This is a genomic window from Microbacterium sp. NPDC058342 (assembly GCF_042723935.1).
Lineage (GTDB): Bacteria > Actinomycetota > Actinomycetes > Actinomycetales > Microbacteriaceae > Microbacterium.
Genome location: NZ_JBHXID010000003.1, coordinates 185,094 through 198,219, shown reverse-complemented (window position 1 = coordinate 198,219; position 13,126 = coordinate 185,094). Strand labels below are relative to the sequence as shown.

The following is a 13,126-nucleotide window of genomic DNA, read 5'->3' as shown; positions in this document are numbered from 1 at the left end:
TACCATCAACTACACGACGTCGTGTAGTTGATTGACCAAAGGTGGCGACAATGGCCGGAAGACCCCGTGATCCCGAGCTCGAGCGGCGGCTGCTCGCTGCGACCTGGGAGCTGATGACGGAAGGGAGCTACGCGGAGCTGACTCTCGCCCGCGTCGCCGTTCGCGCCGGAGCCCACCGCAGCGACGTCTACCGCCGCTGGCCCACCAAGAGCCGACTGGTCGCCGATGCGCTGGCCGTGCATGTGCCACCGATCTCCGACATCGACACCGGGTCCCTCCGCTCCGACCTCCGCGTGTACCTCGACGACCTCACGAGGTCATGGTCGGCACCGTGGATGGACAGCGTCGTGGGCTGGCTGGCCGAGTTGGCCGACGACGCCGATGCGGAGACGACCTTCCGCGAGCTGGGACTGCGACGAGGGCGCTCGCTGCGGCGCTCCCTGGAGAAGGCGGTCGAGCGCGGCGAGATCCCGGAGCTTCCGGACGCCCAGCTGATCAGCGGCCTTCTGGAGGGTCCGCTGATGCACTCCCGGCTGGTCGCCGGCCGTGTCCCGTCCGCGGAGTTCCTCGACGCCGTCGCGGACGCCGCTCATCGGATCGTCACCTCGATGGCGGCCGTGCGATGAGCGCGCTGCACGAGCTCTCCACCGCCGACCAGCTGCGCGGCCTGCGCGGTCACGACTTCACCGCACGGGCACTGGCGGAGCATTACCTCGACCGGATCGACAGGCTCGACGGCGAGCTGGGCGCGTTCATCACCGTCGATCCCGAACTCGCCCTGCGCGATGCCGATCGAGCGGACGAGCAGCTGGCCCGGGACGTGCACACTCCGCTCGGCGGGATCCCCATCGGGATCAAGGATCTTCACGCGACCGCCGGGCTCGCCACCTCCTTCGGCTCGAAGCCGCTCGCCGGGTCGATGCCGACCGACGACGCCTGGACCGTCGGGCTCATCCGGGATGCCGGGGCGGTCCTGCTCGGAAAGACCAACGCACCCGAGTTCGGCGTTGCGTGCTACATCGACGACGGCGTGGCTCCCGTCCCGGCGGTCACGCCCTTCGACACCCGTCGCTATTCGAGCGGATCGAGCGGCGGCGCGGCCACCGCGGTGGCGTCCGGTCTCCTTCCGTTGGCACACGCGAGTGACGGAGCCGGCTCGACCCGCACCCCTGCGGCCACCTGTCATCTCGTCGGAGTGAAGCCGAGCAGGGGCCTGGTGAGCCTCGCTCCCGCCGGCTCGTTCTTCGCGACCGGTGTGGAAGGCCCACTCGCGCGAACCGTCGAAGACGCTGCGCTCCTGCTGGAGGTCATGGCCCGCGGTCCGGTCGGAGACCTCTACCACTGGCGGTCCGATGTCGACCTGGCCGAGGCCGGCCGCGACAGGCCGCACGGGCGCCTGAAGATCGCCTGGTGGACCGACACGGGTTTCGACGACGTCGACCCGCATCCCGAAGCGATCCGCGCCGTGCGCCGCACCGTCGAACTGCTGCGCGAGCTCGGTCACGAGGTGATCGAGATCGCTCCGCCCGCCCGCTATGACGAGGTCACAGCCCGGGCGGTCAGAGACATGCTCGCCATCTCGGCCGCCATGAACACGGCGGCGATGGTGCCGCACGACAAGCGGGATCAGCTCACCGCTCACACACGGCACCTCGCTGCGACGGGCGAAGCGATGACGGGCGCCGACGTGCTGACCATGCAGGCCGTGCTCGCCCGCTACGCGACGAAGTTCCTGACGGCGTTCGACGACTTCGACTTCGCTCTCACACCGACGACCAGCGGGCCTCCCGTCCCCGTGGGGCACTTCGAGTCCGAAGGCATCGAACACGTCAGCCAGCGGATGATCGAGTGGTCGTGCTACACGCCATGGGCGAACCTCACCGGTCAGCCCGCGATCGCCTTGCCGTCCCATCTGGACGACGACGGACTGCCCTACAGCATCCAGCTGATCGGGCGCGTCCGCCAGGACGCCGCGCTGCTCTCCCTGGCCGCGCAACTGGAGCACGAAGGGCTCTGGGAAGCGGTCCATCCTCCTCAGTGGTATCGATGAAAGGCAGTCACCATGTCACAAACCGTCCCTCCATCACCGATGCTGGATCCGGGCGCTGGACTCGATGAGCAGTTCGTCGAGTTGCCGGACGGCAGGCGAATCCGCACCATCCGCGCCGGCGACGGGCCCGGCCCGCTGATCGTGCTCGAGGCGGGAATGAGCGCTCCTGCCGCCTGCTGGGCTCACACCCAGCGCGAACTGAGCGCGCACGCGCGCACCCTCTCCTACGACCGGTCCGGTTACGGCGGCAGCGACGTCGACGACCACGACCGCACACTGGAGCGGTTGACCGAAGACCTCACGAGCCTGCTGGACGCGATCGGCGAGAGCGGGCCCGTGGTGCTCGTCGGCCACAGTTGGGGCGGACCGATCATCCGATCCTTCGCCGGCCGGCACCCCGAGCGGGTCGCCGGGATGGTGTTCGTCGACGCGACGGTCGCGGAATTGATGACACCCGCCATCGTGCGCCTCAACCTCGTGTCGTTCCGCATCAACGCGCTGCTCGCGCGGCTGCGTCGTCCGGATCTGATCGTGCGAGCGATGCTTCCGGACGGATTCGCCGAGACCATCAGCGCCGACGACCAGGCTCGCTTCGCCCGCGACTACGCCGGCGTGCAGGCGATGGCCGCGGGCCGGCGCGAGGCTCAGCAGATCACGGCGGCGGTCCCGCTGCTCGAGCAGCTCGAGGCCGAAGGGACCCCGGACGTGCCGACCATCGTCCTGCAGGGCGGGAACGTCACCCGCGCGACCGCGAAGGTGCGACCGCGCTGGAACGCGATCGCCGAGAGCATGATGGCCTCGACGCCGCAGGGCCGGGTCATCGTGGTCGACGGCGCCGGACACATGATCCCGCAGGAGCAGCCCGAGGCGGTGCACGAGGCCATCCTCGAAGTGTTCTGGCGGGCCGGCGGACCGGTCGACGGCCGGGATGCCCGAGAGGGACGATAGCGAGGCTCGACGGGCGCGTCCTCGGCAGATGTACGGAAAACCCGCACGGCCCGCTGGATAGACTTGTCCGAGCGCGGGAGTGGTGAAACTGGCAGACACGCAGGATTTAGGTTCCTGTGCTTTCGAGCGTGTGGGTTCAAGTCCCACCTTCCGCACGTGTGATGCCCCGCATCGCCACCGCCGAATCACGAACGACGGGACCTCCCTTGCTGCATGCACTCGCCTACGCGCCCACCGCACTCATCCCCTGGCTCGACCCCGAGACGATCATCACCGCCGTCGGACCCTGGGCGCTGCTGGTCGTGTGCTTCATCGTGTTCGCGGAGACCGGCCTGCTGGTCGGTTTCCTCCTGCCCGGGGACACCCTTCTGGTGATCTCCGGTCTTCTGTCGCACTCGCTCGCGGGCTCGGAGCACGGCGTCTTCGGGATGAGCGTCTGGCTGGTCGCCCTGCTGATCGGCCTCGCCGCCTTCATCGGCGGCGAGGTCGGTTACCTCATCGGGCACAAGGGGGGACCCGCGGTCTTCGAACGCAAGGAATCCGGCCTGTTCAGCCGCAAGAACGTCGAGCGCACGAACGCGTTCTTCGAGCGCTTCGGGGGCATCACCGTCATCCTCGCCCGCTTCGTGCCCATCGTGCGCACGTTCGCTCCCGTCGCGGCCGGCGTCGGCCACATGCCGTGGCGGCGGTACACGCTGTACAACCTCATCGGCGCGGTGATCTGGGGCTTCGGGCTGACGATGTTCGGCTACGCGATCGGCTTCATCCCGCAGGTGGCGGGCTTCGTCAAGAACTACATCGATCTGATCCTGCTCGCGGCTGTCGGCGGCACGGCGCTCGTCACCCTCTGGCACTACCTGAGCGAGCGCTACAAGGCGAAGAAGGCGGCCGCCGCAGGCGCGGACGCCGACACGGATGCCACGGAGGCGCAGGCCCTCGCCCTCGACGCCGAGGTCTTCGACCGCGCTCCCGACCTGGACGGCGACGGCAAGCACTGACGGACTCCGGGCGCCGCGGAGACCGTGCGGCGCCCGATCGTCAGCCCGCCTTCTTCTTGCCCGAGCCCTTCCGGCCGGACTTGTCCGCGCCGGATCCCTTCGACCCGGCATCCTTCTTGGCGGCCTTCGACTTCTCCACGCTGGCGCGCAGCGCCTCCATCAGGTCGATGACCTCGCCGCCGGCGGCGACTCCCTCTTCCGCGAACGTCTCCGACGCGTCGAAGGTGTCGCCCGCCTCGATCTTCGCGTCGATCAGGGTGCGCAGCTCCTTCTGGTATTCGTCCACGTACTCCTCGGGATCGAAGTCGCTCGAATAGCTGTCCACCAGCGATGCCGACAGCTCCAGCTCCTTCTTGCTGATCCTCACGTCCTCGTCCAGCGCGGGAAAGCTCGCCTCGCGCACCTCGTCGGACCACAGCAGCGTCTGCAGCACGAGCACGTCGCCGCGCACCCGCAGCGCCGCCAGGCGGGTCTTCTGCCGCAGCGTGAAGCGCACGATCGCGGTGCGGTCGGTCTGCTCGAGCGTCTTGCGCAGCAGCACGTACGCCTTCGGCGACTTCGAGTCCGGCTCCAGGTAGTACGGCTTGTCGAGGGTCAGCAGATCGATCTGCTCGCTGGGCACGAACTCCACCACGTCGATCTCGCGGCTCTTCTCGGCGGGGAGGGCCGCGAGGTCCTTCTTGGTGAGCACCACGGTCTGCCCGTCGTCGTCGACATAGGCCCGGTCGATGTCCGCGTAGGCGACCGGCTTGCCGTCCAGCTCGCAGATGCGCTGGTAACGGATGCGGCCGCCGTCCTCATCGTGCACCTGGTGCAGCGACACGTCATGATCCTCGGTGGCCGAATACACCTTCACCGGCACGTTCACCAGGCCGAAGGTCACCGCGCCCTTCCAGATGCTCCTCATGACACCAGTATCACCAGTCACAGCCGTTACGGCCAGGGGATTGACCCGCGGCGACTACTCTGTCCCCATGGCAGCGAGCGGGCAGGTCGTGCAGGTCGACGGCCGTCGCCTGCGCGTCACGAACCTCGAGAAGGTGGTCTATCCCGAGACGGGAACGACCAAGGGCGAGGTCATCTCGTACTACTCGCGCATCGCCCCGGCCATGCTGCCGCACCTGCGCGGGCGGCCTGTCACCCGCAAGCGCTGGGTGGACGGCACGGGAACGGCGGATGCCCCGGCCGAGAGCTTCTTCACCAAGCAGCTCGAACAGGGTGCGCCCGACTGGGTCCGGCGGATGCCCATCGAGCACTCCGACGGACCGAAGGAGTATCCGCTGGCCGACGACGTGGCCACGCTCGTGTGGTTCGCGCAGATCGCAGCGCTCGAGCTGCATGTGCCGCAGTGGCGCTTCACGCACTCCGGCGGGCGCGCGCACCCCGACCGGATGGTGCTCGACCTGGATCCCGGGCCGGGCGTGGGTCTCGCGCAGTGCGCCGAGGTGGCGCGCATCGCGCGCGGCATCCTCACCGGCATGGGCCTGGAGCCGATGCCCGTCACCAGCGGCAGCAAGGGCATCCACCTGTACGCGCGCCTGCCGACCAGTGACGACGGCACCGGCCTGCAGACCAGCGACCAGGTGTCGGCGGTGGCGAAGGAGCTGGCCCGCCTGATCGAGGCCGATCATCCCGACCTCGCCACGCACGTCATGTCGAAGTCGGTGCGGGCCGGGAAGGTGTTCATCGACTGGAGTCAGAACAACGCCGCCAAGACGACCATCGCGCCGTACTCGCTGCGCGGGCGCTCGCGCCCGTGGGTGGCGGCGCCGCGCACCTGGGCGGAGCTGGAGGATGCCGAGCTGCGCCACCTCGAGTTCCCTGAGGTGCTCGAGCGCGTGGACGCGGGGATCGACCCGCTCGCCTCCCTCGCGCCGCCCAGTCCTGCCCTGGCCGCGTACCTCGCCAAACGCGACGCCGCGAAGACGCCGGAGCCGATGCCGGGGACCGCGCACACCGGCGGGGGCGGCGATCCGCGCTTCGTCATCCAGGAGCATCACGCCAGCCGGCTGCACTACGACCTGCGGATCGAGCGCGACGGCGTCCTCGTCAGCTGGGCGGTGCCCAAGGGCGTCCCCGAGACCGCCGCGCGCAACCACCTCGCCGTCATGACGGAACCGCACCCCCTGGAGTACCTCACCTTCGAGGGCGAGATCCCGCAGGGAGAGTACGGAGCCGGTTCCATGACGGTGTGGGACACCGGCACGGTGGCGCTGGAGAAGTGGCGCGACGACGAGGTGATCGGCACCTTCACCGGCCGCGCCGGCGGACGGCTGGGCTCGGCACGGCTCGCACTCATCCGCACGGAGGGCGAGGGCGAGAAGTCGCAGTGGCTGCTGCATCGCATGAAGGACGCCGCCGTCGCGGCGCGCTCCGGCGTGCGCGCAGCGGCGCCCGTGGCGCGACCGGATGCCGACCCCCCATCGCACCCGAACCCGCCGGAGAGCGCACCGGTGACGCCGTCTCGCAGCTCCTACTCCCCCATGCTCGCCGAATCCGGGTCCGCCGGCATCGCCCGCAGCGTCGGCGCCGATGCCTGGGCGGAGATCAAGTGGGACGGCATCCGGGCGATCGGCACGTGGCGCGACGGCCGGTTCATCCTGCAGGCCCGCAGCGGCACCGACATCACGGCCCGCTACCCCGAGCTCACCGCCGACGGCGCGCCGCACCTGCCCGCCGCCGATGCCGTCGTGGACGGCGAGATCGTCGCGTTCGACGCGCAGGGCCGGCCCAGCTTCACCCGCCTGCAGAACCGGATGCATCTCACTAAGGGCCGCGACATCGAGCGCGAGGTCGTGCGCACCCCGATCGTGTACATGCTGTTCGATCTGCTGAGCCTGGACGGCCACGACCTCACCCGCGTGCCGTTGCGACAGCGTCGCACCCTGCTCGAGCAGCTGGCAGGCGACCTGGACGCACCCATCCAGGTGCCGCCCGTCTTCGAGGACGTCGACGCGGCCGTGGAGATGAGCCGGCAGCACGGTCTGGAGGGCGTGGTCGCCAAGGACCCCGACTCCGCCTACCGCCCCGGCGCCCGCTCCTCGGCGTGGCTCAAGCTGAAGAACACCCGGACGCAGGAGGTCGTCATCGTCGGCATCCGACCGGGCAAGGGCGACCGCAGCGGCGCGTTCGGCTCGCTGCTTCTCGCCGTGACCGGCGACGACGGCGAGCTGCAGTACGTGGGCCGCGTCGGCACCGGTTTCTCCGGTCGCGTGCTTCGCGATCTGAACGCGCGCCTGCAGGCGCTGCGGATCGAGGACGCGCCTGTGCACGATGTGCCCCGGGCAGAGGCGCGGGATGCCTTGTGGGTGCGGCCGGAGCTCGTCGGCGAGGTGGAGTTCTCGGAGTGGACGCCGGGCGGCATCCTGCGCCATTCCCGGTGGCGCGGTCTCCGCGCCGACAAGTCCCCGGCGGAGGTGCACCGGGAGGCGTGACCACGATGCCTCGGGTCAGGCGTGCGTCGCCTCGCACTCGTCGTGGTCGGCGGGCTCGAGCTGGAAGGTCGAGTGCTCGACGTCGAAGTGATCGGCAAGGCACGACTGCAGCTCCTGCAGCAGCTGCGACGAGCGCCCCGCCTCGAACACGGCCGGATCCACGCTCACATGCGCCGTGAACACCGGCGCTCCACGGGTGAGCTGCCAGACGTGCACGTCGTGCACGCCGACAACACCCCGGTAGCCCTCCAGATGCGCACGGATCTCGCTGACCGCGGTGCCCTTCGGCGCCGACTCGGCGAGGACCGAGAAGACCTCGCGCAGCAGCGAGACCGCCCGCGGCAGGATCATGACGGCGATCAGCAGGGACGCGATCGCGTCGGCGGGCGTCCACCCCGTGGTGACGATCACGACGGCGGCGACGATCACCAGCACGGAGCCGATCAGATCGCCCAGCACCTCCAGGTACGCGCCGCGCACGTTGATGCTCGAGCGCTGGGCCCTGCTCAGCAGCCACAGCGAGATCGCGTTGGCGACCATGCCGACCACGGCGACCACCAGCATGAGCGGCCCGGCCACCTCGACCTCACCCGGATCGAGCAGCCGCTGGACGCCCTGCACCGCCACGACGACCATCAGCACGCTGAGGATGATCGCGTTGATGAGCGCTCCGAAGACCTCCGCGCGCTGATAGCCGAAGGTGCGCCGGTCGTCGGCGGGCCGTGCCGCGACGGCAGTCGCGATGAGCGCGATGACGAGCGCCGACGCATCGGTGAACATGTGCGCGGCGTCGGCCAGCAGCGCCAGCGAGCCGGAGAGGATCGCACCGATGACCTGCACGATCATCACCGTGCCGGTCAGCGCGAGCGAGACGGTCAGCAGACGCCGATGGCCGGCATCGCGGATGCCGCCCGGAGCAGGTGCGTGATCGTGCATGCATCCAGGCTAGGCCGGAAGCGCTCGGCCGGGACGCGGTCCGGCGCAGTCGGGAACGGTAACGGTTCTCAGTAGTGGATGCTAGAGCCCGGCGAGCAGGGGGATGAGCGCCTGGAACGCCCGGGCGCGGTGCGACTGCGACTGCTTCTCGGTATCCGTGAACTGGCCGACGGTGCGCTCGGATGCCGCGTCCTGCCCGTCCGGCACGAAGATCGGATCGTACCCGAAGCCGCCGACGCCGGCCGGCCCGTGCGCCAGCCGGCCGGGCCAGATGCCCTCGACCGTGTGCTCGGCGCCATCCGCGGTCACGAGCGCGATCGTGGAGTGGAACTGCGCGGTGCGGTGCGGGTCGGCGACGTCATGCAACTGGTCGAGCAGCAGCTCGAGATTGGCGGCGGCATCCTTCTTCTGCCCGGCCCAGTAGGCCGAGAAGACGCCGGGCGAGCCGCCCAGCACGTCGACGCAGATGCCGGAGTCGTCGGCGAGCGCGGGCAGGCCGGTGTGCGCGGCGGCCGCGCGCGCCTTGATCAGCGCGTTCTCGGCGAAGGTCACACCGTCCTCGACCGGCTCCGGCCCGTCGTACCCGATGATTTCGAGGTCGGGGCGCGTCGAGGCGACGATCTGCTGGAACTCGGCGATCTTGTGCGGGTTGTGGGTGGCGAGGACGACGCGCATCACGCCTCGCCTCCGGAGCCGGGTGCCAGCGCCGCCAACTGGTGCTCCTGCAGCGAAGCGCAGCCCTGCATGCCCAGTTCCAGCAGGGCATCCAGTTCGCGCTTGTCGAAGGGGGCCCCCTCGGCGGTGCCCTGCACCTCGACGAACAGCCCGCGACCGGTCACGACGACGTTCATGTCGGTCTCGGCCCGCACGTCCTCGACATATGCCAGATCCAGCATGGGCTCGCCGTCGATGATGCCGACGGAGACGGCGGCCACCGTGTCGAGCAGCGGCGTCGAGTTCCTGCCGATGAACTTCTTGCCGCGACCCCACTCGATGGCATCGGCCAGAGCGACGTAGGCGCCGGTGATCGCCGCGGTGCGCGTGCCCCCATCGGCCTGCAGCACGTCGCAGTCGATGACGATCGTGTTCTCACCCAGTGCCTTGGTGTCGACCACGGCCCGCAGGGCGCGGCCGATCAGACGGGAGATCTCGTGGGTGCGTCCGCCGATGCGACCCTTCACGCTCTCGCGATCGTTGCGGCTGTTCGTGGCCCGGGGCAGCATGGCGTACTCGGCGGTGACCCAGCCCTTGCCCTTGCCGGTCAGCCAGCGCGGCACGCCGTTGGTGAACGACGCCGTGCACAGCACCTTCGTGCCGCCGAAGCTGATCAGCGCAGACCCTTCGGCGTGCGCGGACCAGCCGCGTTCGATGGTGATCCGACGGAGCTGGTCGGTGCTGCGGCCGTCGGCGCGGACGATGTCTGACATGGGGTCCTCTCGGGTTCAGTGCTGCGCGGGCGCGGCGCCGTCGACGCCCGCCTCGGACAGATCGGGAAGCGTGATGACGCCGGTCTGCACGAGCTGCACATCGCGCACCTCACGGCCCATCAGCCGGTTCGCCAGCGCGGTGAAGTCGTCTGCGGACTCGCCTGTGGCCTCGTACACGTGGCTCGCGACCGCGTCGGGCGGCGCGAGCAGGTCCTGCCGCACGAGCTGACGGTACACGTCGGCGGCGGTCTCGTCGTCGCTCGAGACCAGCGAGACGCCGTCGCCCATGACGTAGCTGATGGCGCCGCGCAGGAACGGGTAGTGCGTGCAACCGAGCACGAGGGTGTCGACGCCGGCATCGCGCAGCGGTGCGAGGTAGCCCTCGGCGACGGCGAGCACCTCGGACGTTCCGGTGATCCCCGCCTCGACGAACTCGACGAAGCGCGGGCACGCCGCGGTGAAGACCTCGAGACGCTCGTTGACCTCGAGCATGTCCTGATAGGCGCGCGACCCGATGGTGCCGACCGTGCCGATGACGCCGATGCGGCCGTTGCGGCTCGTGGAGACTGCCCGGCGGACGGCCGGGCCGATGACCTCGACGACGGGCACGTCGTAGCGCTCGCGCGCGTCGCGGAGCATGGCCGCGGATGCGGTGTTGCAGGCGATCACGAGCATCTTCACGCCCTGGTCGACGAGCGTGTCGAGCACCTCGAGGCTGTAGCGGCGCACATCGGCGATGGGCTTGGGCCCGTAGGGCGAATGCGCCGTGTCGCCGATGTAGACGAGCGATTCCTGCGGCAGCTGCGCACGGATCGCTCTGGCGACCGTCAGCCCGCCGACTCCGGAGTCGAAGATGCCGATGGGCGCGTCGTTCATGATCATCCAGCCTAGTCGCGCCGTCCGCTATTCGGCCGCGCCGGCGCCCAGCGCGGCGAGCGCATCGCGCAGGCGCCCGCCGGACGCCGCCAGCGCCGCGCGCACCGCCGCGGCATCCGAACCCGACGAGACGATCCCGATGGCGAGCTTCACCGAGCCGTCGGCTGCCGCGAGCGCCTGCGCGGCGGCCTGCGGCTCACAGCCGGTGGCCGCGATGACGATGCGCTCGGCACGGGCGCGCAGCTTCTCATTGGTCGACTGCACGTCGACCATGAGGTTGCCGTGCACCTTGCCCAGCTGCACCATCGCCAGCGTCGAGAGCATGTTCAGCACCATCTTCTGCGCCGTGCCGGAGTTCAGCCGCGTGGAGCCCGCGACGATCTCAGGGGCGGCCACCGCCTCGATGGCGATGTCGGACTCGGCGGACATCGCCGCGTCGTGGTTGCCGGACAGCCCGATCGCCAGGGCGCCGCGCTCCCGGGCGGCGCGCAGCGCACCGATGACGTACGGCGTGCGCCCGGATGCCGAGATGCCGACCACGCTGTCGAGTGGGCCGACCTCCAGCTCGGCGAGCGCCGCAGCCCCGGCGGCGGCGTCGTCCTCGGCGTTCTCCACCGCCGAGCGCAGTGCCCGGTCGCCCCCGGCGATGACGCCGACGACGAGCCCCGGGTCGGCGCCGAACGTGGGCGGGATCTCGCTGGCGTCCAGCACGCCCAGCCGCCCGGGAGAGCCGGCGCCGATGTGGATGAGCCGGCCGCCCTGACGCATCCGCTCGACGATCCCGTCGACGGCGAGTGCGATGCTCCCGCTCGCCGCATCGACGGCATCCGCAGCCCGGTGCCCCTGTTCGGCCATCAGCTGCACCTGCGCGCGGGTGTCGAGCAGGTCGAGCCCGGCGAAACGCGGATCGATGCGCTCGGTCGCGAAGGTGTCGAGGGTGGATCGCAGCTCTGCGCGGTCGGTCATGGCGTCTCCGGATTCTCAGCGGTTCGGGTCGAGCAGTGCCCGTCGGGCGGCGCGGGCGGCGAGCAGGCTCGCGGCGGATGCGGTGATCACGGCGCCCGCGCCGTCGACGGGGAGTCCGACGTTCACGGCGACGATGTCAGGCGTCACGGCGCGGATGCGCTCGAGCACGGCGCGCTGCGGGGCATCCGCGTCCATCCGGTCGACGAGGACGACGCTCTGCGCGTCGCCGGCCGCGCGGGCGGCGGAATCGACGGCGGCATCCGTCACCCTCTCGGGATCGATGCGGACGATGTCGCCGCCCGCGGCGAGCGCGAGCGCGACGTGGGAGGCGGCGCTGTCGACGGCCAGGCTGGATGCGCGGCGCAGGTCGATGACTCTCGTCGGCAGGTCGGCGAGCGCCTGCGGGGCGCCGTCGATGCGCAGCGCGCGGTCGGCGATCCCCTCGGCGTCGAAGGGCTCCTCGGCGACCGGACCGCGGGCGCGCACGGCCCGCGCCATCGCCGCCACCCGCGACGCTGCCTCCTCGACGCGCTCGCGCGGCAGCTCGCCGTCGCGGACCGCGGCGACGACGGCATCACGGGCCGACCGGTAGTCGCGCTCGTCCTGATCGGGGAGCATCGCCGCCCCGGGGTTCGTGGGGTTGCCGATGCAGAGCAGATCGGCGCCCGCGGCCAGCGCCCGCACTGCCCCGCCGCCGATGCCGACGCTCTCGCGGATGGCGGCCATGTCGAGGGCGTCGGTGACGATCACGCCGTCGAACCCGGCGTCGCGAAGTCCTGCGAGCACGCGCGGGTTGACCGTGGCCGGCGCTGCACCCCAGTGCGGTGCCGCGATGTGCGCGGTCATGATGGCCCACACTCCCGCATCTGTCGCCGCGGCGAACGGCGGCAGGTGCACCCGCTCGATCTCCTCTCGGCTCAGGGTGATGCGCGGAAGGTCGTGGTGCGAATCGGTGTGGGTGTCGCCGTGGCCGGGATAGTGCTTCGCGCAGGCGGCGAGCCCCGTGGCCTGGATGCCGCGCACGGCAGCGGCGACGTGACGACTGACGACGTCGGTCGTCGCCCCGAACGCACGCGCTCCGATGACGGGATTGCGCGGGTCGGTGTTGACGTCGGCGACGGGCGCGATCACGACATCCGCGCCGATGGCGTCGACCCGCCGGGCGATCTCGTACCCTGTCGCCCTCGTGGCGTCCACGTCGTCCAGTGCGCCCAGCTCGGCTGCGCCGGGAAGGGTCGATCCGGTACGGCTCTCGAGGCGCGTGACGCTGCCGCCCTCCTCGTCGATCCCGATCAGGGCCCTCGGCGAGATCCCGTGGATGCGCGCACTGAGAGCCGAGGTGTCACCGCCGAGGTTCTGAGCGAAGTACACGACGCCCGCCAGCCCGTCGCCGAGCGCCTCGGCGAGCCAGTCGGGGACGCCCTCACCCAGGAATCCCGGCCACAGCACGCCGTTGACCAGTCGCTCCAGCTCGTCGGCGTGCGCCATCCT

At 70.6% G+C, this 13,126-nt stretch carries 12 protein-coding genes and 1 tRNA gene; 6 read left to right on the top strand and 7 right to left on the bottom strand.

Going from position 1 to position 13,126, the window contains the following annotated elements:
* Nucleotides 1-50 precede the first annotated feature (50 nt).
* The 5 genes from ACFWHT_RS14745 (at nucleotide 51) to ACFWHT_RS14725 (ending at nucleotide 3,996) form a co-directional block, all read left to right on the top strand.
* Nucleotides 51-626, top strand: coding sequence for a TetR/AcrR family transcriptional regulator (locus ACFWHT_RS14745; protein WP_378829893.1), 576 nt, complete (start codon nucleotides 51-53; stop codon nucleotides 624-626).
* Entirely contained in the window at nucleotides 623-2,050 is a 1,428-nt protein-coding gene (locus ACFWHT_RS14740; protein ID WP_378829891.1) for an amidase, read from the top strand. The genes ACFWHT_RS14745 and ACFWHT_RS14740 overlap by 4 nt, the downstream gene beginning before the upstream one ends.
* Nucleotides 2,051-2,062: 12 nt before the next feature.
* The gene (locus tag ACFWHT_RS14735) at nucleotides 2,063-2,998 is read left to right on the top strand and encodes an alpha/beta fold hydrolase (protein WP_378829889.1); all 936 of its coding nucleotides are present in this window, start codon (nucleotides 2,063-2,065) and stop codon (nucleotides 2,996-2,998) included.
* Between the two features lie 73 nt (nucleotides 2,999-3,071).
* Nucleotides 3,072-3,153: transfer RNA gene (locus ACFWHT_RS14730), tRNA-Leu, on the top strand.
* Between the two features lie 54 nt (nucleotides 3,154-3,207).
* Nucleotides 3,208-3,996 carry a DedA family protein gene (locus tag ACFWHT_RS14725; RefSeq protein ID WP_378830021.1) on the top strand — a complete coding sequence of 263 codons (789 nt, stop codon included), beginning with the start codon at nucleotides 3,208-3,210 and terminating at the stop codon, nucleotides 3,994-3,996.
* Nucleotides 3,997-4,036: 40 nt separating this feature from the next.
* On the opposite strand, the gene ACFWHT_RS14720 is transcribed toward ACFWHT_RS14725, so the two are convergent.
* Nucleotides 4,037-4,903 (bottom strand): Ku protein, encoded by an 867-nt coding sequence (locus tag ACFWHT_RS14720; RefSeq protein WP_378829887.1) that lies wholly within the window; start codon nucleotides 4,901-4,903, stop codon nucleotides 4,037-4,039.
* A 67-nt stretch (nucleotides 4,904-4,970) separates the two neighbouring features.
* On the opposite strand from ACFWHT_RS14720, the gene ACFWHT_RS14715 reads away from it, so the two are divergent.
* A complete protein-coding gene (locus ACFWHT_RS14715) occupies nucleotides 4,971-7,430 on the top strand; it encodes an ATP-dependent DNA ligase (protein ID WP_378829885.1) in 2,460 nt (819 codons plus the stop codon).
* Nucleotides 7,431-7,445: 15 nt separating this feature from the next.
* Here the strand turns inward: ACFWHT_RS14715 and ACFWHT_RS14710 are convergent, their stop codons facing one another.
* The 6 genes from ACFWHT_RS14710 to ACFWHT_RS14685 all read right to left on the bottom strand — a co-directional run bounded on the left by ACFWHT_RS14710 (nucleotide 7,446) and on the right by ACFWHT_RS14685 (nucleotide 13,123).
* Nucleotides 7,446-8,366 (bottom strand): cation diffusion facilitator family transporter, encoded by a 921-nt coding sequence (locus ACFWHT_RS14710; protein WP_378829883.1) that lies wholly within the window; start codon nucleotides 8,364-8,366, stop codon nucleotides 7,446-7,448.
* 81 nt (nucleotides 8,367-8,447) lie between these two features.
* Nucleotides 8,448-9,041, bottom strand: coding sequence for an RdgB/HAM1 family non-canonical purine NTP pyrophosphatase (gene rdgB, locus ACFWHT_RS14705; protein ID WP_378829881.1), 594 nt, complete (start codon nucleotides 9,039-9,041; stop codon nucleotides 8,448-8,450).
* Nucleotides 9,041-9,793, bottom strand: a complete 753-nt coding sequence (gene rph / locus ACFWHT_RS14700; protein WP_378829878.1) for a ribonuclease PH — start codon at nucleotides 9,791-9,793, stop codon at nucleotides 9,041-9,043. Before rph ends, rdgB begins: the two co-directional genes overlap by 1 nt.
* Nucleotides 9,794-9,808: 15 nt before the next feature.
* Nucleotides 9,809-10,669: a glutamate racemase gene (gene murI / locus ACFWHT_RS14695; protein ID WP_378829875.1), complete on the bottom strand. Its 861-nt coding sequence runs from the start codon at nucleotides 10,667-10,669 to the stop codon at nucleotides 9,809-9,811.
* Nucleotides 10,670-10,696: 27 nt separating this feature from the next.
* The gene (gene murQ, locus ACFWHT_RS14690) at nucleotides 10,697-11,635 is read right to left on the bottom strand and encodes an N-acetylmuramic acid 6-phosphate etherase (RefSeq protein WP_378829873.1); all 939 of its coding nucleotides are present in this window, start codon (nucleotides 11,633-11,635) and stop codon (nucleotides 10,697-10,699) included.
* Nucleotides 11,636-11,650: 15 nt separating this feature from the next.
* Nucleotides 11,651-13,123, bottom strand: a complete 1,473-nt coding sequence (locus tag ACFWHT_RS14685; protein WP_378829872.1) for a glycoside hydrolase family 3 N-terminal domain-containing protein — start codon at nucleotides 13,121-13,123, stop codon at nucleotides 11,651-11,653.
* Between the last annotated feature and the right edge of the window lie 3 nt (nucleotides 13,124-13,126).